Below are 19,701 nucleotides of genomic sequence, written 5' to 3'. Positions count from 1 at the left end.
TGAGCGAAAGGGTCTAGGGTGCAGACATGAGCGAAGACAAGGCTATCTGGCCTCCCATCGACCCGGTTTCGGCAGGCCTGCACGGCCGGTGCCCGCGCTGCGGCGAAGGCAAGCTGTTCTCCAGCTTCCTCACCGTCGGCAAGCGTTGCCACAATTGCGGCCTCGACTATTCCTTCGCCGATGCCGGCGACGGGCCGGCTGTCTTCGTCATCCTGATCATCGGCTTCATCGTCGTCGGCTTGGCGCTGTGGATGGAAGTGACGCTGAGCCCGCCGCTCTGGCTGCATTTCATATTGTGGATACCGCTGGCGCTGGTGCTGTGCCTGACGGCGCTGCGCCTCATCAAGGGTGTCCTGATCACCCTGCAATATTCGAAGAAGGCCGCGGAAGGCAGGCTGGACAGCGGCCAATGAGCGACGCGACCGGTTCGCCTGCCGGCCGTTCGCGGTCGCGCAACGCATTGCTGCTTGGGCTCGGCCTTGTCCTGTTCGCCGTTCTCCTCGGTCTCGGCACCTGGCAGGTCCAGCGCCTGCACTGGAAGGAAGGACTGCTCGAGACCATCGACAGGCGCACCCATGCGGCGCCGCTGCCGCTGGCTGACGTCGAAAAGGAATTCAGCGCCTCTCATGATGTCGACTACACGCCGGTGACGGTCACCGGCACCTTCCTGCACCAGGGCGAGCGGCATTTCTTCTCCACCTGGGAAGGCGATACCGGCTTCAACGTCTACACGCCCCTGCGGCTCGAGGACGGCCGCTTCGTGCTCGTCAATCGCGGCTTCGTGCCTTACGACCTCAAGGACCCGGCCAAGCGCCGGCAGGGCGAGGTCGCCGGCAAGGTGACGGTGACCGGGCTTGCCCGCAATCCGCTGCCGGGGAAGCCTTCGATGATGCTGCCCAACAACGATATCGCCAAGAACATCTTCTACTGGAAGGATCGCGACGTCATGGCCTCGACCGCCGGCGTTCCGGCAGGCGCCGTGCTGGTGCCGTTCTTCATCGATGCCGACAAGACGCCGAATCCCGGCGGCCTGCCGGTCGGCGGCGTCACCATCATCGATCTGCCGAACAACCATCTGCAATATGCCGTCACCTGGTACGGCCTGGCGGCCGCCCTTGCCGCCATGCTGATCCTCAGGCTCCGCCGCCCGGCGAAGGAGGGGTGAACGCGGCTGCTCTTGACAGGGCAGGGGTGCACGCCTCATTTCGCCTCCAGCTTTCGATTGAACCGGCCCGTTTCGATGATTGAGAAAAAGCCACCGCTGACGATCAGGCTCTGCCAGCCGCGCGGCTTTTGCGCGGGCGTCGACCGTGCCATCCAGATCGTCGTGCTGGCGCTGAAGAAATACGGCGCGCCGGTTTATGTCCGCCACGAGATCGTGCACAACCGTTATGTCGTCGAGGGGCTGCAGAGCCTGGGCGCGGTGTTCATCGAGGAGCTCTCCGAGATCCCGCCCGAGCATCGGAAGTCGCCGGTCGTCTTTTCAGCGCATGGCGTGCCGAAATCGGTGCCGGCCGACGCCGAGGCGCGCAATCTCTTCTATCTCGACGCCACCTGTCCGCTGGTGTCCAAGGTGCACAAGCAGGCGATGCGCCACCAGCGGCTCGGCCGGCACGTGCTTTTGATCGGTCACGCCGGCCACCCGGAAGTGATCGGCACGATGGGCCAGCTGCCGGAGGGAGCCGTGACCCTGATCGAGACCGAGGCAGATGCGGCGCGCTTCGTGCCGGCCGATCCGGCAGCGCTTGGCTTCGTCACCCAGACGACGTTGTCGGTGGAGGACACCGCCGGCATCATCCGCGCGCTTCAGGAGCGCTTCCCCGAGCTTCACGCGCCGGCTGCCGAATCGATCTGCTATGCCACCACCAACCGCCAGGAGGCGGTGAAGGAAACGGCGGCAGGCGCCGATCTCTTCCTCGTCGTCGGCGCGCCGAATTCGTCCAACTCGCGGCGCCTTGTCGAAGTGGCGGAACGCGCGGGTGCCGCGATGTCGCTTCTCGTACAGCGGGCCGCCGAAATTCCGTGGGATGAGATCGGCGAGATTTCGACGCTAGGCCTGTCGGCCGGCGCTTCGGCGCCGGAAATCATCGTCGACGAGATCATCGACGCGTTCCGGCAGCGCTTCGACGTCACCATCGATCTGGCCATAACGGCCACGGAAACGGAGGATTTTCCGGTGATGCGGGTGTTGCGCGATGTCGAACTGACGGCGGCCGACATGGCCTTCGTCAACGGGGCCGCGTGAATGGCCGTCTACACCGACGTCACCGAAGGCGAGCTCACCACCTTCCTGAAAGCCTATCCGGTAGGCGAGCTTCTGTCCTACAAGGGCATCGCCGAGGGCACCGAGAATTCGAACTTCCTGGTCCACGCTTCCACGGGTTCCTATATCCTGACGCTCTACGAGAGGCGCGTCGACAAGGCCGATCTGCCCTTTTTCCTCGGCCTGATGGGCCATCTGGCGCGAAAGGGCATTTCCTGCCCGCTTCCCGTCACCGCCCATGACGGCACAGTCATCGGCACGCTTGCCGGCCGCCCTGCCGTCATCATCACCTTCCTCGAGGGCCTGTCGCTCAGGCGCCCGACAGCCGCGCATTGCGGCGAGGTCGGCAAGGCGCTGGCCGCGCTCCATCTCGCCGGCCAGGATTTTCCGATGAAGCGGCCGAACGCGCTTGCCATAGACGGCTGGCGCAAGCTCTGGGCCGCCTCGCGTGACCGCGCCGACGAGGTCGAACCGGGGCTGGCGGCCGAGGTCGATGCAGACTTCCTCGACTTCGAGCGCAACTGGCCTGCCGGCCTGCCGCAAGGCATCATCCATGCCGATCTCTTCCCGGACAATGTCTTCTTCCTCGGCGAGAAGCTTTCCGGCCTGATCGACTTCTATTTCGCCTGTGACGACCTCTTTGCCTATGATGTCGCCACCTGCCTCAACGCCTGGTGCTTCGAGAAGGACTTTTCCTTCAACCTCACCAAGGGCGCAGCGCTGCTTGCCGGCTACCAGTCGGTGCGGCCGCTGCAGGCAGACGAGAAGGCGGCGCTGCCCATCCTGGCGCGCGGCTCGGCGCTGCGCTTCATGCTGACCAGGCTCTATGACTGGCTCACCATTCCTGACGGCGGGCTGGTGATGAAGCGCGATCCGACCGAATATATCCGCCGCATGCGTTTCCACCGCGCGATCAAATCCCCCTCAGAATACGGACTGATATGAGCAAGCAAGTCGAGATCTTCACCGACGGCGCCTGCTCCGGCAATCCCGGGCCCGGCGGCTGGGGCGCCGTGCTGCGCTACAATGGTGCGACAAAGGAGCTGTCGGGCGGCGAGGCCGAGACCACCAACAACCGCATGGAGCTGCTTGCCGCCATTACCGCGCTCAATGCGCTGAAGGAACCCTGCACGGTCGACCTCTACACCGACAGCAAATACGTCATGGACGGCATTTCCAAATGGATCCATGGCTGGAAGAAGAACGGCTGGAAGACCGGCGACAAGAAGCCCGTCAAGAACGGTGAGCTCTGGCAGGCGCTCGATGAGGCCAACAGGCGTCACAAGGTCACTTGGCATTGGGTGAAGGGCCATGCCGGCCACCCGGAGAACGAGCGCGCCGACGAGCTGGCGAGGCAAGGCATGGCGCCGTTCAAGAAAGGGCCGGTCAAGCCTGTTGCTGCTTCGCAGCCGGTTGCGCGTGCAAAGCAGCCGTCGGTCGCAAAGGCGCGGCGCTCGACCCAGAGCTATTGATCTCCGCAGCTCTCTGAACGGGGAGTCTTTGTCGTGCCGATCGCCTACTACATCGCGCATCCCCAGGTTCAGATCGACGCCAGCATTCCTGTGCCGGAGTGGGGGCTTTCCGACACCGGCAGAGCGAGAGCCTTTGCGATGCTCGATCAGCCCTGGGTCGGGTCGATCCGCCGCATCGTGTCGTCGGGTGAACGCAAGGCGATCGAGACAGCCGAAATCCTGGCAAAGCATCTCCGTCTTGCGGTCGAGGTCAGGCAACGCATGCATGAGAATGACCGGTCGGCAACCGGTTTCCTGCCGCCGCCCGAATTCGAAGCGGTCGCGGACCGGTTCTTCGCCAATCCGCACGTCAGCGTTCGCGGATGGGAGCGAGCTGTCGATGCCCAAAGTCGTATCGTGGGCGAAGTCGAACTCGTGCTCGGAACCAGCCGAGGCGATGACATCGCTTTCGTCGGCCACGGAGGGGTGGGAACGCTCTTGCTGCTTCATCTCAGCGGACGCGAGATCAGCCGCGAAGCGGATCAGCCGGCAGGCGGCGGCAATTTTTTCGCCTATGATTTGGTTGCGCGACGCGTCATCCACGGATGGCTGCCGATCGACAGGATGGCACCGCACAACGGCATCTAATTATCCGCTGAATCAGCGGATCAGCAGTGCCGTGGAGAACAGGCCGAGAGCGAACACCGTGTGCGACACGAGGTTGAGCGCGCGGACCAGCATCGGGTTGGGCAGTTTGGACGCCGCCCAGCCGGCACCCATGCCGGGCGCCAGCAGGAACCAGCCGGCGCCGACGGTCACGATACCGAGGATGAAGGCCGGCAGGAAGGTCGGCGCGGCAAGCCAGCGCGCTCCCGCAAGCACGACCAGGATGATGCCGTAAAGGATACCGACGAGATAGTGGAACGCCCAGCCCAGCGCCTTCTCATACGCATACGGTATGGCTTTCCCGATGTCGTCGTAGAACACCTTCTCGGGCAGGTGCCGCACCCAGCGGCCGACCAGTCCCCAATTCGGCCGCGGCAGGCCGAACGCCTTTTTGAGCACGATCGCCCAGACATCCATGAAGACCGTAGCGCCGATGCCGATCGCAACGGCGCGCCAGACGATGTCGAGCATCAGAGCTGCTCGAGGATCTTCGCCGCGCCGCTCTCGTCGACACCCGGCTTGGTTTCGACATTGAGCGCCACGACCTTGCCGTCGTCGACGATCATCGAAAAGCGCTTCGAGCGTAGTCCCATGCCGTTCGCAGAGAGATCGTTGTCGAGTCCGACCGACTTGGCGAAGTCGCCGCTGCCATCGGCGAGATACAGGATCTTGCCTTCGCCGCCGGTGAAGCGCGCCCAGGCGCCCATGACATGGACGTCGTTGACCGAGACCACCGCGATGGTGTCGACGCCGCGCGCCAGGATGGCGTCATGGTTCTCGAGATAGCCCGGCAGATGGTTGTTGCTGCAGGTAGGCGTGAAGGCGCCGGGAACGCCGAACAGCACGACCTTCTTGCCGGCGAAGATCTCGGCGCCGGTCATGGGCTTGGCGCCGTCGTCGGTCATCACCTTGAAGGTCGCCTCGGGCAGTTTTTCGCCAACCGAAATGGTCATGGGGTCCTCGCTTTGGGGAGATTGGGAAGGATCTGTGCGATACCGGACTGAGCGGCTTCCCGCAACCGCCCACCAAATCTGGATCAAGGGAAAGGCAACAATCCGTCGACCGAACCATCGGCGCCGGTCAGCGTATAGTAAAGCCCGCCGTCCGTGGGCGTCGCCGACGGCCGGTCGAGGATCGGCACCGTGAACACCAGCTTGCCGTTCCGCTCGCCGCGCAACGGTGCGCCGAACATGTAGTCGCGATCGCCGGCGATGAAGAAATCGACCGAATCCGGATCGCCTGGCGACTGCGCCTCGACGACGAGGGTCTCGTGATCGCCGGCCAGCACGTGGATGCCGAAATCGGGCCGCGCCGGCGAGGGGAGCGTTGCAAGCGCCGTCTTGACCAGCGCCGCGTCCGCTGCATTGTCCGGATCGGAGGCGGGATCGACGCTGAGCCGCGTCTGCACCGGAATGCAGATCGTCTCGCAGATGCCGAGGAAGATGTTGGCATCGATGGTCGCCGGCTGGTCGGGCGATGACAGCGTGAAGGTCACCGGCAGCGACACCGGGCGGTCATAGCCCGCCCATTTGCCGTAGCCGTCGTCGTGGCGCCGCGGCGGCGGAAACGACAGCCGCGCATTGGCGATGTTGGTGCTGGCCGAGACGTCGAGTTGCGGCGGCACACCGGAATCGCCCGGGTCGCGCCAATAGGTTTTCCAGCCGGGCTTCAGCGCAATGTCGAGCACGCCATGGATTTTGCCGGCCTCGTCTGGCTTGCCGCTGGTCACCAGCCGCACCTTGCCGCCTTCGCTGTTGTACCAGGCCGAGGACGAAGCCTCGGCCGGCAGGCCTGCTCCAAGGCCGATGACGGCGCCGAGCGCCACAATGTTCAGGTATCGCATGGCGGTGATTTGATCGCCCGTTCTTGGCCGCGCAATGATTTCATGTTCCCGCCGGTATCATATTTGCGTGACATCCGGCAGCCTCACCATCTTTTCGGCGCGGCGGAAACGCGTTACGCTCAATCTCATGGACTTGTTGCGCCACAAAAAGAAGGCCGCCGGGCGCGGCTTTCTCGATGATCAGTTCCTGATTGCCATGCCGGGCATGAAGGACGATCGTTTCACGCGCTCGGTCATCTATATCTGCGCCCACAGCGACGAGGGCGCGATGGGCCTGATCATCAACCAGACACAGCAGATGCTGTTTCCGGATCTCCTGGTGCAGCTTGGCATCATGAACGAGCAGGAGGCGATCCGCCTGCCGGCGCACGCCCGCGATTTCGTCGTGCGCAATGGCGGGCCGGTCGATCGCAGCCGCGGCTTTGTGCTGCATTCCGGCGACTATCGCGTGGAATCCTCGCTCAACGTCTCCGACGACATCTGCCTTACCGCCACGGTCGACATTCTGCGGGCCATCTCGACAGGCCGCGGGCCGCGTCACGCGTTGATGGCGCTCGGCTATTCCGGCTGGGGCGCCGGCCAGCTCGAAAGCGAGATCGCCGAGAACGGCTGGCTGACTTGCCCGGCGACGACCGAGCTGTTGTTCGACGCCGACATCGAGCGCAAATACGACCGCATCCTCGCCTCGATCGGCATCGATCTCGCCCATCTCAGCGCCGCCGCGGGGCATGCATAGGCGCTGTCGTCATCCTAGGGCGGAGCAAGGAGCGAAGCGACGCGCGCAGACCCTAGGATCCATGCCGTTACATCGACCATGGAATGCAACGGTGCAGAATTCTGAAACGCTTCCAACGCCTTAACGTCACGGAATGGATCCTCGGGTCAAGCCCGAGGATGACGATGCGATGGATGTCACGGCCAATCGCAGAGGGCCTCGCTACTCCACCGGAACAGGCCGCATCAGACGTACCTGACTAAGCCTGTGTAAGCGGATACTGCTCCCTCAACGTCTTCAGCACCTGGTCGCCGGGCATCGGCGCGCCGAACATGAAGCTCTGGACATATTCGCAGCCCATCTGGCGCAATTCCAGCGCGTCGCTTTCGTCGGAGATGCCTTCGGCGACGACCGACAGACCGAGCTCATGCGCCATGTTGACCATGGATTTGAGCAGCACCGCCCGCTTCGGCGTGGCGTCGTCGACGAAGCTCTTGTCGATCTTGATCGTGTCGAACGGGAAGCGCGTCAGATAGGAGAGCGAGGAATAGCCGGTGCCGAAATCGTCGAGCGACAGCCCGATGCCGAGCTGCTTCAGCTTGGTCAGCACATGCGCGGTCTGCTCGGGATTGTCCATCACCAGCGACTCGGTGAGCTCCAGCCGGAAGCAGCGCGGCTTCAGGTTGGCTCGAGCGATGACGGAGCGGACATCGCTGACCAGATCGCGGCGGATGAGCTGCCGGCTCGATAGGTTGACCGAGACCGACAGCGGCGCGTCGCCGATCTGCTTCTGCCACGTCGCCAGATCTTCGGCCGCCTGCTGCATGGCGAACAGGCCGAGCTGAACGATCAGCCCGCAATTCTCGGCCACCGGGATGAAATCCCCTGGCGGGATCATGCCGCGCCGCGGGTGATCCCAGCGCAGCAGCGCCTCGAAGCCGGCGACGCTGCCGTCCTCCAGCCGCACGATCGGCTGGTAGGCAAGCGTGAACTCGCGCCGCTCGATGGCCCTCCGGAGGTCGGATTCGAACTGCAGCCGGTCGGTGCCGACGGTGCGGAAGGCCGGCCGGAACGGCTCGATCCTGTCGCCGCCGAAACGCTTGGCCTGGTGCATGGCAAGCTCGGCGTCCTTGACCATGTCCTCGGACGAGGTCTGCGCCGTCGTCCAGGTGATCAAGCCGATCGAGGCAGTGAGCACGATCTCGCGCTTGGCGAAGGTGATCGGGTTGTTGATCGCGTGTTTGATGGCATCGGCCATGGCGGCGATGCGCGCCGGATCCTGCTCGGAGAGCAGCATCAGCGCGAACTGGTCGCCGGCAAAGCGCGACAGCGAATCCTTTGGCTTCAGCAGTCTGTGCAGCCGGCGCGCGATCGTCAGCAGGATAGTGTCGCCGGCCGAGATGCCGAGACCGTCATTGACCTGCTTGAAGCGGTCGATGTCGATGACGAAGACGGTCGGGCGCACCTTGTCCTCGGTGCGGGCGATCGAGATGATCGCCTCCAGCCGGTTCATGAACAGCTCGCGGTTGGGCAGGCCGGTGAGGTTGTCGTGCACGGCGTCGTGCAGCAGCCTTTCCTCGGACTTCTTCTGCTCGGTCACGTCGACCATCGTGCCGACGCAGCGGATCACCTCGCCGTCCGATCCGATCACCGGACGGGCGCGCAGCGAGAACCAGTGATAGTGCCCGTCGGCGCCGCGCAGGCGGAAATTCTGGGCCACCCGGCCGCGCCGGTGTTCCAGCACCACGTCGAGCGTGGTGCGAAAAGTGTCGCGGTCGTCGGCATGCAGCACCGGCAGCCAGTTGCGCGCGGCACCCGACAGGCTGTTGGGGGCAAGGCCGAGCTGCAGGCTGATGTCGGGCTTGGTCACGACGCGGTCGCGCAGCACGTCCCAGTCCCACACTGTGTCGCCCGATCCGGCGACCGCGAGCGCCTGGCGCTCGAGATCGGAGAACAGGCCCTGGTGCAGCGCGCCGCCGGCAAAGGCGTGCTGCATGACGGTAAAGCCGATCAGGAGGATGATCAGGATCAGGCCGCCGCCCAACGCCGGCTGGGCGATGTCGTTGTCCAGCATGCCGGTGATCGCCATCCACGATCCGCATAGCCATAGCAGCACCATCACCCAGCTCGGCACCAGCATGATCGCGCGGTCATAACCGCGAATGCCGAGGAAGATGATGAGGCCGAGACCGGTGAGCGCGGTGGCGGCGAACGAGATGCGGGCGATGCCGGCGGCGACCGCCGGATCGACGATGGCCACACCGGCAATCAAGAGCAGCCCGAGGATCCAGACCAGGGCGCCATAGCTGAAATGGCCATGCCATCGGTTGAGGTTGAGATAGGCGAACAGGAACACCACGAAGGTCGCCGCCAGCGCCACTTCCGTGCCCGCCCGCCACATCTGCTCGTTGCCGGGCGAGATCTCGATGACCTTGTTGAGGAAGCCGAAATCGACGCAGATATAAGCGAGCACCGCCCAGGCGAGAGCGGCCGTGGCCGGGAACATCGAGGTTCCCTTGACCACGAACAGGATGGTCAGGAACAGTGCCAGAAGCCCGGCGATGCCGATGACGATGCCGCGGAACAGCGTGTAGGAATTGACCGAGTCCTTGTAGGATTCAGGTTCCCACAGATAGACCTGGGGCAGCTTCGGCGAGGCGAGCTCGGCCACGAATGTGACGACCGTTCCGGGGTTCAGCGTCACCCGGAAAACGTCGGCGTCCGGGCTGGTCTGGCGGTCGAGCGCGAAGCCTTCGCTGGGCGTGATCGCGGCGATGCGGGTGGAGCCGAGGTCCGGCCAGAAGATGCCGGAATTCACCAGCCGGAAATGCGGCGCGACGATCAGCCGGTCGAGCTGCTGGTCGGTGGTATTGGCGAGCGCGAACACCGCCCAGTCGCCGGTCGAGCGCGCGTCCTTGGCCTCGACCTCGATGCGCCGCACGATGCCGTCGGGGCCGGGCGCGGTCGAGACCTGGAAATTGTCGCCCTGGTTCCGGTAGATCTCGACGGCGCCCGAAAGGTCGAGCGCCTTGTCGTCGCGGGCGATCTTGATCGGCTCGACGGCGAGCGCGGGCGCGGCTGCCGAGAGCGCGACGAAGATCGCCAGGATGAGGGCGAACAGCGACGCGATTCGCGGAAAATTCGTCACATATCAGCCCTTCGTTCCATCGCCCGGCGGATCGTCCGCTATCCGGGCGTAGAGGTAGTGATCCTGCCAGATGCCGTTGATCCTGAGATAGGATCGCAGAAGTCCTTCGCGCCGGAATCCGGCTTTTTCAAGCACGCGGATCGACCGGGCGTTGTCGGGAATACAGGCAGCCTCGATCCGGTGCAACCTCAGCGTATCGAAGGCAAAACGCGACACCAGCTTGACCGCGTCGGTCATCAGGCCGCGGCCGCCGAAGCGCTCGCCGATCCAGTAGCCGATATGGCCGCTTTGCGCGACGCCGTGGCGGATGTTGCCGAGCGTGATGCCGCCGGCGAGCTTGCCGCTCGACTTCTCGAAGATGAAGAAGGCGATGGCCGTGCCTTGCGCATAGTCCTCGCGGTAGCGGCTGATGCGCATCCGCCAGGCGGTGCGGTCGAGCTCGTCCGGCTGCCAGCGCGGCTCCCATGGCTCCAGGAAGGCGCGGCTTTCGCCGCGCAGCGCCGACCACTCGCGGTAGTCGTTGGTCAGCGGCACGCGCAACGTGACCTTTTCGCCCTTCAGTGCCGGCAGGTCGCGGCGAAAGAAAGGGAGCGCGAACACGGCTCTGGAACTAAGCAGATATTCGTGGGATGCCCCACGAATATCTGCTTAGATTCCCTGGTTTCTCGCAGGTTTTGATCGCAAAACCGTGGGACACTTTTGCGAAACCTGCTTAGGGTTAGACGGCGAGCCTGCGGGCCGTCGTCTGCGGGCCAGCAAGCGATTCGAGGATCGCCTCGTAGGGCGCCAGCGTGCCCACGGGGCCGACCGCCGTCAGCGTCGGCTTGGTCGAGAACAGCCGCGAGGAGAGGTCGGTCAGCCGCTCGACGGTCAGCGCCGCCAGCCGCTCCATCAGCTCCTCCTTGGCGATCGGTCGGCCGAACAGGAGCAACTGCCTGGCGATCTGCGAGGCGCGGCTTGCCGGGCTTTCCGCCGACATGATGAGGCCGGCGCGATATTGCGCACGTGCGCGGTCGAGCTCATCCTGCTGGATGCTCTCGCCGGCTTTCTGCAGCTCGTCGATGATGACCGGCACCAGCTTGGCGATGTCGCTCTGCCCGGTCGCGGCGTGCACGCCGAAAATACCGGTGTCTGAGAAGCCCCAATGGAAGGCATAGACCGAATAGCACAGGCCGCGCTTCTCGCGCACTTCCTGGAACAGCCTCGACGACATGCCGCCGCCCAGGATCATCGACAGCACCTGCGAGGCGTAGAAGTCGCGCACGTGGTAGGCGCGGCCCTCGAAGCCGAGCACGATCTGCGCGTCCATCAGGTCGCGGTCCTCGCGGAAGTCGCCGCCGACATATTGCGCATATTGCGGGATGTTGCTGGTAGCCTTGGCGCGGAAGCCGCCGAGCTGTTTTTCCACCTCGCGCACGAAATTGTCGTGCTTGATGTCGCCGGCGGCCACGATCACCATGCGCTCGGCTCCATACTGCCGTTCGATGAAGTCGTGCAACTGCCTGGAGGTGAAGGATTTGACCGTCTCCGGCGTGCCGAGGATCGAGCGGCCGATGGTCTGGTGGCGGAAGGCGGTTTCGGTGAAACGGTCGAAGACGATGTCGTCGGGCGTGTCGTGCGCGGCGCCGATCTCCTGCAGGATCACATGCTGCTCGCGCTCCAACTCCTCGGGGTCGAATTCAGACTCCTGCAGGATGTCGGCCAGGATATCGACCGCCAGCGGCACGTCGTCGGAGAGCACCCTGGCATAGTAGGACGTCGTCTCGACGCTGGTGGCGGCATTGATCTCGCCGCCGACATTCTCGATTTCCGAGGCGATCTGGAAGGCGCTGCGCCGCTTGGTTCCCTTGAACGCCATGTGCTCGAGCAGATGGGCCATGCCATGCTCTTCATCGCGTTCATTGCGGGCGCCCGACTTCACCCAGGCGCCAAGGGCAACGGATTCGAGGCTTGGAAGGGTTTCGGTGGCGACCGTCAGGCCGTTCGACAGACGGCTTACCTCAACACCCATATGGCAACTACTCCCTAACGGGCCGCCCGCGTGTGGCGGCTCACGTAATCTTCCACCATTTTCAGCTCGGATGGAAGTATGGTGTACTTTTCGTCGGCTGTCATCAAGTCACCCAGCCACGAGGGAAGCGCCGGGGTAACGCCGCTGGCGGCCTGGACCGCCGCCGGGAACTTCGCCGGATGCGCGGTGCCGAGCACCACCATCGGCACGGCGCCCGAGGCGTGGGCTGCCGCCACATGCGCGGCGGCGGCCGTGTGCGGATCGATGAGATAGCTGCTCCGCTCAAGCGTCTTGCGGATGGTCGCGGCGACCTCCTCGACGCTGGCGCGGCCGGCGTCGAATTCGGCGCGGATGCGCGCCAGTTCGTCCGCTTCGATGGTGAATGCGCCGGATTGCTTCAGCCCGTTCATGTAGCGCCTGACCGTCGCGGCATCGCGGTCTGCTGCCTCGAACAGCAGGCGCTCGAAGTTCGACGACACCTGGATGTCCATCGACGGCGAAGTGGTGGCGAACACGCCCATGGTGCGGTATTCGCCGCTCGATAATGTGCGCGCCAGAATGTCGTTGTCGTTGGTGGCGATGATCAGCCGCTCGACCGGCAGCCCCATGCGCTTGGCGGCGTAGCCTGCGAAAATATCGCCGAAATTGCCGGTCGGCACGGTGAAGGACACCGGCCGGTCGGGCGCGCCGAGCGACAGCGCCGACGAGAAATAATAGACGATCTGGGCCATGATGCGGGCCCAGTTGATCGAATTGACGCCCGACAGCGACACACGGTCGCGGAAGCCGTGGTCGTTGAACATGTCCTTCACCAGGCCCTGGCAATCGTCGAAATTGCCTTCGATCGACAGCGCATGGACATTGGCGGCCCTGGAGGTCGTCATCTGCCGCTGCTGCACCGGCGAGACCTTGCCGTGCGGGAAAAGGACGAAGATGTCGGTGCGGTCGCGGCCGGCAAAAGCGTCTATCGCAGCCCCGCCGGTATCGCCCGAGGTCGCGCCGACGATGGTGGCGCGCTTGCCCCGCTCGGCAAGCACATGGTCCATCAGCCGCGCGAGCAGCTGCATCGCCACGTCCTTGAAGGCGAGCGTCGGGCCGTGGAAGAGTTCGAGGACGAAGCTGTTGGTGCCGGTCTGCACCAACGGGCAGACCGCCTCGTGGCGGAAAGTCGCATAGGCTTCGCGCACCAGCCGTTCGAAGACGGGCGCGGCGATCTCGCCGCCGAGGAAGGGCGTCAAGACGCGGATGGCAAGATCGGGATAGGCAAGGCCGCGCATGGCGCGGATGTCGGCGGCCGAGAACCGCGGCCATTCGCGCGGCACGTAAAGCCCGCCGTCGCGTGCCAGCCCGGCCAGCACCGCGTCGGAAAATCCAAGCACGGGCGCATCCCCGCGGGTACTCACATATTGCATCGTCAAAAGCCCATAGCTGCCGGCCGCATCATCCACGGCAAATTGGTTAATTTTCCGAGCCGGCTCAGTCGCATTTTCGCCGCGGCGTTGATATACGTCACCGGCTTTGTGAGAGGGAAGTGCAGTTCATGGCGTTTTATTCGGTCAACCGTCGTCTTGTCGCGGGTCTGGCGCTAACCGGCTTTATGCTTGCCGCCGCAGGCTGCCAATCGAGCGACAATGGCATTCTGAACTTCGGTCTCGGCAAGAAGGACCCGACGGCGCCGCCACCGCCGCAGGACCCGAAAGTGCTTGCCAGCCAGCTGCGCGCCTACTGCCCGAAGGTGACGCTGCGCGACGGCACCGCCTTCTTCAACACCTACGCCAAAGGCACGGCCGCCAAGCCGAAGAAAAAGAAGGCTGACGCCGCGGCGGATGCCGAGGCTGCGGCCGCCGCGGCGGCGCAGACCAGCCCCGACGGTCAGCCGGTCGACCCCAATCGCGATCCCGCCAAGATCATCTACCAGGCCTCGATCACCGACGTGACGCGCGACTGCACGCACGAAAACGGCCAGCTGACGATGAAGATCGCGGTCGCCGGCAAGGTCGTGCCGGGGCCGCTGTTTGCGCCCGGTACCGTCACCATGCCGATCCGCGTCGCGGTCCAGCACGGGCCCGACGTGCTCTATTCGCAGCTTCATCAGTATCAGGTGCAGGTCACCGATCCTTCGGCCGCCACGCAGTTCGTCTTCACCGACGCCAATGTCGTGGTGCCGGAGCCCAGTGCGACCGACTATCAGGCCTATGCCGGCTACGACGAAAACGCGCCTGCCGCGGCGGACAAGTCGAAAGGCAAGCGGAAGAAGCGCGTCGCCGCGGCTGCGACGAACTAGCCAAGGGTGTTGGCTAGAGTTTCCAGCGAACCCTAGGCGTCTTCCGACCACTCTGACAGCGCCGCAATCGTGCTGCCGAGTTCCGCGAAGCGGCGGATGACCGTTTCGGCGCCGGCCTCGGTCAGCGCGTCGGCGTGGCCGGGATAGCTGTGCCCGGCGCCGGTGAAGCCGATGACGCGCATGCCTGCCGCCCGGGCGCCGGTGACGCCGTGCACGGAATCCTCGATGACGAAGGTGTTCTTCGGGTTCGCGCCGAGCTGTTCGGCTGCGAAGAGGAACACGTCCGGCGCCGGCTTGGTCTTCTTGCTCGGGATGTCGAGGCCCGAAAAGATGCGGCCGGCGAAGAAGGGCAGCAGGCGCACCTTGTCGAGCATGAACTCGATCCGTTCCTTGCGCGAATTCGAGCAGACGGCCCGCGGCGCGGTGACGGCAGCCACCGCCTCGCGGGCGCCGTCGATGACGCGCACGTCGCTGCGCAGCTTGCGGTCGACGAGCTCCTCGGCGCGGTCGATCAGCGAGGCCTGGAACGGGATGTGGGACTTCTCTTCGAGCCGCAGCATGATGTCCTTGAAGGTCAGCCCGGCATAGGTCTCGAAAATCTCCTCCGCCGAGATCTCGAACCCGGCCGACGTCAGAAGCTCGGCCTCGACGCGCGCGGCGACGATTTCGGAATCGACGAGCACGCCGTCGCAATCGAAGATGACAAGGTCTGGCTGTGGCATGGCAATCCGAAGCGTGAAAGGAATGGCCTGGCTGGCCTCAGGCGGCGCGGCATACACCAATGGGCCGGTCTTCGCAAACCGCCGGGGCGGGCTCGCCCGGCCTTCACCGAATGTTTACGCTGATCGGTAACCATAACGGCCAGTAAACCGTAACGCGTGCCTTGGGTGTTTTGATGTCTGCCGTGCGTCTTCTCGACGAGCTTTCCCACACTCCCCTTAAGTCCGAATGGCTGGACACGATCCTGAAGGGCGACTGCGTCGCCGCCCTCGACCGGCTGCCGGAAAAGTCGATCGACGTCATCTTCGCCGACCCGCCCTACAATCTGCAGCTCGACGGCGACCTGCACCGGCCCGACCAGTCCAAGGTCGACGCCGTCGACGACGACTGGGACCAGTTCGAGAGCTTTGAGGCCTACGATGCCTTCACCCGCGCCTGGCTGCTGGCGGCGCGCCGGGTGCTGAAGCCCAACGGCACCATCTGGGTCATCGGCTCCTACCACAATATCTTCCGCGTCGGCGCCCGCATGCAGGATCTCGGTTTCTGGATCCTGAACGACGTCGTCTGGCGCAAGACCAACCCGATGCCGAACTTCCGCGGCCGCCGCTTCCAGAACGCGCACGAGACGATGATCTGGGCCTCGCGCGACCAGAAGGCCAAGGGCTACACCTTCAACTACGAAGCGCTGAAGGCCTCGAACGACGATTTGCAGATGCGCTCCGACTGGCTGTTCCCGATCTGCACCGGCGCCGAACGCCTGAAGGACGACAACGGCAACAAATTGCATCCGACGCAGAAGCCCGAAGCGCTGCTTGCCCGCATCATGATGGCCTCGACCAAGCCGGGCGACGTCGTGCTCGACCCCTTCTTCGGCTCGGGCACCACCGGCGCCGTCGCCAAGCGGCTCGGCCGTCACTTCGTCGGCATCGAGCGCGAGCAGGCCTATATCGACGCCGCCAACGAGCGCATCGCGGCCGTTAGCCCGCTCGATGGCGCCGACCTCACCGTGCTTTCCGGCAAGCGCGCCGAGCCGCGCGTCGCCTTCATAAGCCTGCTCGACACAGGCCTGGTGGCGCCGGGCGCCACGCTCTACGACGCCAAGAAGCGCTGGGCTGCCAAGGTGCGCGCCGACGGCACGCTGGCCATCGGCGACAGCGCCGGCTCCATCCACAAGATCGGCGCCGAGGTGCAGGGGCTCGATGCCTGCAATGGCTGGACCTTTTGGCACTATGAGCGCAGCGGCGGCCTCACCCCGATCGATGAGCTGCGCCGCATCGCACGCCTCGGCATGGAGCGGGCAGGGGGCTGATCCGCTTGAATCAAGACTTCAGCGGATCGCCGCAAGCGATTCAGATCAAGCCGCAATCCCAAGCCGCTCAAGGTCTGCTTGAAGCGTCTTGGCATCGGTGAACAGCACTGCCTGCCAGCCGGCGGCCTTGGCGCCGTCGACATTCTTCTGGCTGTCGTCGATGAACAGCGTGGCGGCCGGCTCCAGGTCAAACGATGCGACGTGATGGTCGTAGATGGCCTGATCGGGCTTGATCAGGCCGATCTCGCCCGAGACGGTGACGCCACGCGGGCGGTCGAGGAAACCGAAACGCTGGCGGGCCTCCGTGAAAGTGTCGGCGGCGAAATTGGTCAGCATCGTCACGTCGCGGCCGCTTTCGATCAGGCCGACCATGATGGCGACACTGTCGTCATAGGCATGCGGCACCATGTCGTGCCAGTGGCGGCGGAAATTGCGGATGTTCTCGGCGTGATCGGGATGCTCGGCGATCAAGAGCGCCTCGGCCTCTTCCCATGTCCGCCCGCGGTCCTGCTCGATGTTCCACTCGCTGGTGCAGACATGGTCGAAGAACCATTTCCGTTCGTCCGCATCGGGGATGAGGCGGCTGAACGCAAGGTTCGGATCGTAGTGGATCAGAACTCTGCCGATGTCGAACACGATGTGGCGGATTTCGGTCATTGCGGTCCTTTCAATGCGGGCGCTGCGGGCGTTGCTTTTTGGTCGCGCCCGGTATCGCCGCCTCGATTACCTTTTTCATGACGGTGGGCAGCGCCTCCCCGGAAATTTCATGGGCCAGCGACCAGAAATGCCCGTTAGGCGCGTCACCTTCGATGTGGGCATGAAAGACTTCGAGTTCGAGCGCGAAATGCGTGAAGACATGGCCGATCCGCCCGGCGCGTCGCCAGTCCGCCGGGAAAGGTGCGGCATCTTCCGTGGTCGCCCCATCGACCCGAGCCGTCCAGGCCGTCGTCGGCACCTCGGTCATGCCGCCGAGCAGGCCCTTGTCCGGCCGCTTGCGCAGCAGGATGGCGCCGTCGTCGCGCTCGGCGACGAAGGCAGCGCCTCGCCGGAGCGGCTTGTCGTCCTTTGGCAGCCGGACGGGGAAGCGTTCAGGATCGCCAGCGAGAATGGCGCTGCAATCCTCGCGTACCGGGCACAGCATGCAGCGCGGCCGGCGCGGCGTGCAGATCGTCGCGCCAAGGTCCATCATGGCCTGCGCAAAGTCGCCGGGCCTCGCCTGCGGCACCAGTTTCTCGACCAGCGTGCGGATCTCGGGCTTGGCCTCGCTGAGCGGCGTCTCGATCGAATAGAGCCGCGAGATGACGCGCTCGACATTGCCGTCGACGACGGCCGCCGGCTGGTCGAAGGCGATCGCCGCGATGGCCGCCGCCGTGTAGGCGCCGATACCCGGCAATGCCTTCAGGCCGGCCTCGGCGTCGGGAAAGCGGCCGCCCTGCCGCGCCACGAGATCGGCACAGGCTTTGAGATTGCGCGCCCTGGAATAGTAGCCGAGCCCGGCCCAGGCCTTCATGACGTCTTCGGCGGGCGCGGCGGCCAGCGCCTCGACGGTCGGCCATTTCTCCGTGAAAGTCCGGAAATAGGCCTTCACCGCCTCGACCGTGGTCTGCTGCAGCATGACCTCGGAGAGCCAGATGCGATACGGGTCGGGCCTTGTCCCGCGCGCGAACGCGTCCGGCGTCACGCGCCAGGGCAGGTCGCGGTGATGCGCGTCATACCAGGCAAGCAGGCGGGCGGCGATGCTGCTATCTCCGGATGCGACCTTCACGGCCTTGCGGGTCTGGTCTTGCGGTGCCATTGATCGGGTGAGCTGGGGATCGGAGAACGCACATGGCAGGGAAAAAGCCCTTCGGCAATCCCGTTCCGGTGAGCGATCTCGCGACCGAGATCCTCGATCCGGTGCTGAGGAAGCGCGCCGGTATCTCGATCGGGCTGGTGCAATCCTGGGAGGAGATCGCCGGGCCGCGACTGGCCAGCCACTCGCGCCCGGAAAAAATCCAGTGGCCGCGCCGCTTACACGAAGACGATCCGTTCGAGCCGGCGGTGCTGATCGTCGCCTGCGAAGGCATGGCGGCGCTGCATCTGCAGCATGAGGCCGGCGAGGTCATCAACCGTGTCAACGCTTTTCTGGGCTTCAACGCCATCGGCCGCATCAAGATCCTGCAGAAGCCGGTCCTTTCGGCACAAGCCCGTCCGAAACCGGCGCCGAGGCCGCTCAGCGAGGCCGAGAAATCGAAGCTGGCGCGCACGGTCGGCAAGATCGAGGACGATGGCCTGCGCGCTTCGCTCGAGCGGCTTGGAGCAACCATCATAGGACAAAAAAGGCCTTGAGCATGTCTCCCAAACATGCGCAACGGTCTCGGGAAGAGACATGCAGCGTGCTGCAAAATTGTCGTCAATGTCGCGTATTCGTGATCGCGCCCGAAAAATTGGCGATTGGATTGGGGACGGCGATGCCTTAATTCGCGCCAACTCTCGCCTTTTCTAGCCCTTGCATTGCAAAATCCAACCGATATCAGGTGATTCGCATGAACCGTGCCCCTTTTGGCAAAAGCTTGTCCCGCAGGAACCTTCTGACCACGCTGGCTGCCATTCCGGCTGTGGCGCTGCTTGCCGCATGCAGCGACTCGGGCGAGGAGGCGAAGGCGGCCAATGTGAAACCCGCCGACCCGTCGACGCCTGCCAAGCCGGCAACGCCGGCGGCCGCGCAGGTGCCGGAAGCGCAGGGCACGGTCGACATGGCGGAACTGCTCAAGCCCGGCGCTTTGCCGGAAAAGCAGCTTGGCAAGGACGACGCCAAGGTCACCATCGTCGAATATGCGTCGATGACCTGCCCGCATTGCGCGCATTTCAACGATGCCACCTTCCCTCAGTTGAAGTCGAAATATATCGACACGGGCAAGGTGCGCTACATCCTGCGCGAATTCCCCTTCGACCCGAGCGCCGAAGCCGGCTTCATGCTGGCGCGCTGCGCCAAGGACAACTACTTCGCCATGGTCGACGTGCTGTTCAAGCAGCAGCCGAGCTGGGTCGGCGTCAGCAATACCAAGGAAGCGCTGCTGCAGATCTCCAAGCTCGCCGGTTTTACACAGGAGTCCTTTGAGGCCTGCTTGACGGACCAGAAACTTCTGGACGATGTGAGAGCTGTCCAGAAACGCGGAGCGGACGAGTTCAAGGTCGACTCGACGCCGACCTTCTTCATCAACGGAAAGACCTACAAAGGGGCGATGTCGATTGAGGAAATGTCGGCCATCATCGACCCTCTGCTCTGACGTCCAGGCCGCGCCGAAGCAA

At 64.6% G+C, this 19,701-nt stretch carries 21 protein-coding genes; 11 read left to right on the top strand and 10 right to left on the bottom strand.

What is annotated here, in order from left to right:
* The first annotated feature begins 26 nt into the window (after window positions 1-26).
* The 6 genes from QAZ47_RS28445 to QAZ47_RS28420 all read left to right on the top strand — a co-directional run bounded on the left by QAZ47_RS28445 (window position 27) and on the right by QAZ47_RS28420 (window position 4,362).
* Entirely contained in the window at window positions 27-413 is a 387-nt protein-coding gene (locus tag QAZ47_RS28445; protein ID WP_278073297.1) for a DUF983 domain-containing protein, read from the top strand.
* The gene (locus QAZ47_RS28440) at window positions 410-1,165 is read left to right on the top strand and encodes an SURF1 family protein (RefSeq protein ID WP_278231581.1); all 756 of its coding nucleotides are present in this window, start codon (window positions 410-412) and stop codon (window positions 1,163-1,165) included. Before QAZ47_RS28445 ends, QAZ47_RS28440 begins: the two co-directional genes overlap by 4 nt.
* Window positions 1,166-1,240: 75 nt before the next feature.
* Window positions 1,241-2,245 (top strand): 4-hydroxy-3-methylbut-2-enyl diphosphate reductase, encoded by a 1,005-nt coding sequence (ispH, locus tag QAZ47_RS28435; protein WP_278204252.1) that lies wholly within the window; start codon window positions 1,241-1,243, stop codon window positions 2,243-2,245.
* On the top strand, window positions 2,246-3,208 hold the full coding sequence (locus QAZ47_RS28430) for a homoserine kinase (protein WP_278231580.1): 963 nt from the start codon (window positions 2,246-2,248) through the stop codon (window positions 3,206-3,208).
* Window positions 3,205-3,735: a ribonuclease HI gene (rnhA, locus tag QAZ47_RS28425; RefSeq protein ID WP_278204248.1), complete on the top strand. Its 531-nt coding sequence runs from the start codon at window positions 3,205-3,207 to the stop codon at window positions 3,733-3,735. Before QAZ47_RS28430 ends, rnhA begins: the two co-directional genes overlap by 4 nt.
* Window positions 3,736-3,768: 33 nt before the next feature.
* Window positions 3,769-4,362 carry a histidine phosphatase family protein gene (locus tag QAZ47_RS28420; protein WP_278204246.1) on the top strand — a complete coding sequence of 198 codons (594 nt, stop codon included), beginning with the start codon at window positions 3,769-3,771 and terminating at the stop codon, window positions 4,360-4,362.
* A gap of 12 nt (window positions 4,363-4,374) precedes the next feature.
* Here QAZ47_RS28420 and QAZ47_RS28415 read toward each other — a convergent pair whose 3' ends face one another.
* The 3 genes from QAZ47_RS28415 to QAZ47_RS28405 all read right to left on the bottom strand — a co-directional run bounded on the left by QAZ47_RS28415 (window position 4,375) and on the right by QAZ47_RS28405 (window position 6,223).
* On the bottom strand, window positions 4,375-4,851 hold the full coding sequence (locus tag QAZ47_RS28415; protein WP_278231579.1) for a DUF2938 domain-containing protein: 477 nt from the start codon (window positions 4,849-4,851) through the stop codon (window positions 4,375-4,377).
* Window positions 4,851-5,333 (bottom strand): peroxiredoxin, encoded by a 483-nt coding sequence (locus QAZ47_RS28410; protein WP_278073290.1) that lies wholly within the window; start codon window positions 5,331-5,333, stop codon window positions 4,851-4,853. The genes QAZ47_RS28415 and QAZ47_RS28410 overlap by 1 nt, the downstream gene beginning before the upstream one ends.
* Before the next feature lie 83 nt (window positions 5,334-5,416).
* Window positions 5,417-6,223: a protein-disulfide reductase DsbD domain-containing protein gene (locus QAZ47_RS28405; RefSeq protein WP_278231578.1), complete on the bottom strand. Its 807-nt coding sequence runs from the start codon at window positions 6,221-6,223 to the stop codon at window positions 5,417-5,419.
* 127 nt (window positions 6,224-6,350) lie between these two features.
* On the opposite strand from QAZ47_RS28405, the gene QAZ47_RS28400 reads away from it, so the two are divergent.
* Window positions 6,351-6,959 carry a YqgE/AlgH family protein gene (locus QAZ47_RS28400; RefSeq protein ID WP_278233901.1) on the top strand — a complete coding sequence of 203 codons (609 nt, stop codon included), beginning with the start codon at window positions 6,351-6,353 and terminating at the stop codon, window positions 6,957-6,959.
* Window positions 6,960-7,197: 238 nt separating this feature from the next.
* Here QAZ47_RS28400 and QAZ47_RS28395 read toward each other — a convergent pair whose 3' ends face one another.
* The 4 genes from QAZ47_RS28395 to thrC form a co-directional block, all read right to left on the bottom strand.
* Window positions 7,198-10,086 (bottom strand): EAL domain-containing protein, encoded by a 2,889-nt coding sequence (locus tag QAZ47_RS28395; RefSeq protein ID WP_278231577.1) that lies wholly within the window; start codon window positions 10,084-10,086, stop codon window positions 7,198-7,200.
* 3 nt (window positions 10,087-10,089) lie between these two features.
* Complete coding sequence (locus QAZ47_RS28390; RefSeq protein ID WP_278204237.1) at window positions 10,090-10,686, bottom strand: GNAT family protein; 597 nt, start codon at window positions 10,684-10,686, stop codon at window positions 10,090-10,092.
* 118 nt (window positions 10,687-10,804) lie between these two features.
* Window positions 10,805-12,097, bottom strand: a complete 1,293-nt coding sequence (locus QAZ47_RS28385) for a pitrilysin family protein (protein ID WP_278204235.1) — start codon at window positions 12,095-12,097, stop codon at window positions 10,805-10,807.
* Window positions 12,098-12,111: 14 nt separating this feature from the next.
* Window positions 12,112-13,509 (bottom strand): threonine synthase, encoded by a 1,398-nt coding sequence (thrC, locus tag QAZ47_RS28380; protein WP_278231576.1) that lies wholly within the window; start codon window positions 13,507-13,509, stop codon window positions 12,112-12,114.
* A 128-nt stretch (window positions 13,510-13,637) separates the two neighbouring features.
* On the opposite strand from thrC, the gene QAZ47_RS28375 reads away from it, so the two are divergent.
* A complete protein-coding gene (locus QAZ47_RS28375) occupies window positions 13,638-14,381 on the top strand; it encodes a hypothetical protein (protein WP_278231575.1) in 744 nt (247 codons plus the stop codon).
* Between the two features lie 32 nt (window positions 14,382-14,413).
* Here QAZ47_RS28375 and QAZ47_RS28370 read toward each other — a convergent pair whose 3' ends face one another.
* Window positions 14,414-15,103 carry an HAD family phosphatase gene (locus QAZ47_RS28370; protein ID WP_278231574.1) on the bottom strand — a complete coding sequence of 230 codons (690 nt, stop codon included), beginning with the start codon at window positions 15,101-15,103 and terminating at the stop codon, window positions 14,414-14,416.
* 173 nt (window positions 15,104-15,276) lie between these two features.
* Between QAZ47_RS28370 and QAZ47_RS28365 the strand changes: the two genes are divergently transcribed.
* Window positions 15,277-16,410: a site-specific DNA-methyltransferase gene (locus tag QAZ47_RS28365; protein WP_278231573.1), complete on the top strand. Its 1,134-nt coding sequence runs from the start codon at window positions 15,277-15,279 to the stop codon at window positions 16,408-16,410.
* Window positions 16,411-16,455: 45 nt separating this feature from the next.
* Here QAZ47_RS28365 and QAZ47_RS28360 read toward each other — a convergent pair whose 3' ends face one another.
* Window positions 16,456-17,067, bottom strand: coding sequence for an HAD family phosphatase (locus tag QAZ47_RS28360; RefSeq protein WP_278231572.1), 612 nt, complete (start codon window positions 17,065-17,067; stop codon window positions 16,456-16,458).
* Window positions 17,068-17,077: 10 nt separating this feature from the next.
* Window positions 17,078-18,205, bottom strand: a complete 1,128-nt coding sequence (mutY, locus tag QAZ47_RS28355) for an A/G-specific adenine glycosylase (protein WP_278231571.1) — start codon at window positions 18,203-18,205, stop codon at window positions 17,078-17,080.
* A 32-nt stretch (window positions 18,206-18,237) separates the two neighbouring features.
* Here mutY and QAZ47_RS28350 point away from each other — a divergent pair, with 32 nt between their 5' ends.
* Together QAZ47_RS28350 and QAZ47_RS28345 are read left to right on the top strand one after the other, a co-directional pair.
* Window positions 18,238-18,738 carry a DUF721 domain-containing protein gene (locus tag QAZ47_RS28350; RefSeq protein WP_278231570.1) on the top strand — a complete coding sequence of 167 codons (501 nt, stop codon included), beginning with the start codon at window positions 18,238-18,240 and terminating at the stop codon, window positions 18,736-18,738.
* 197 nt (window positions 18,739-18,935) lie between these two features.
* Window positions 18,936-19,679 carry a DsbA family protein gene (locus QAZ47_RS28345; protein WP_278231569.1) on the top strand — a complete coding sequence of 248 codons (744 nt, stop codon included), beginning with the start codon at window positions 18,936-18,938 and terminating at the stop codon, window positions 19,677-19,679.
* Window positions 19,680-19,701 lie beyond the last annotated feature (22 nt).

Origin of the sequence: Mesorhizobium sp. WSM4904 (assembly GCF_029674545.1) — a bacterium.
Classification (GTDB): domain Bacteria; phylum Pseudomonadota; class Alphaproteobacteria; order Rhizobiales; family Rhizobiaceae; genus Mesorhizobium.
Note: the sequence above shows the minus strand (reverse complement) of the source record. Positions and strands in the feature narration are given on the sequence as shown.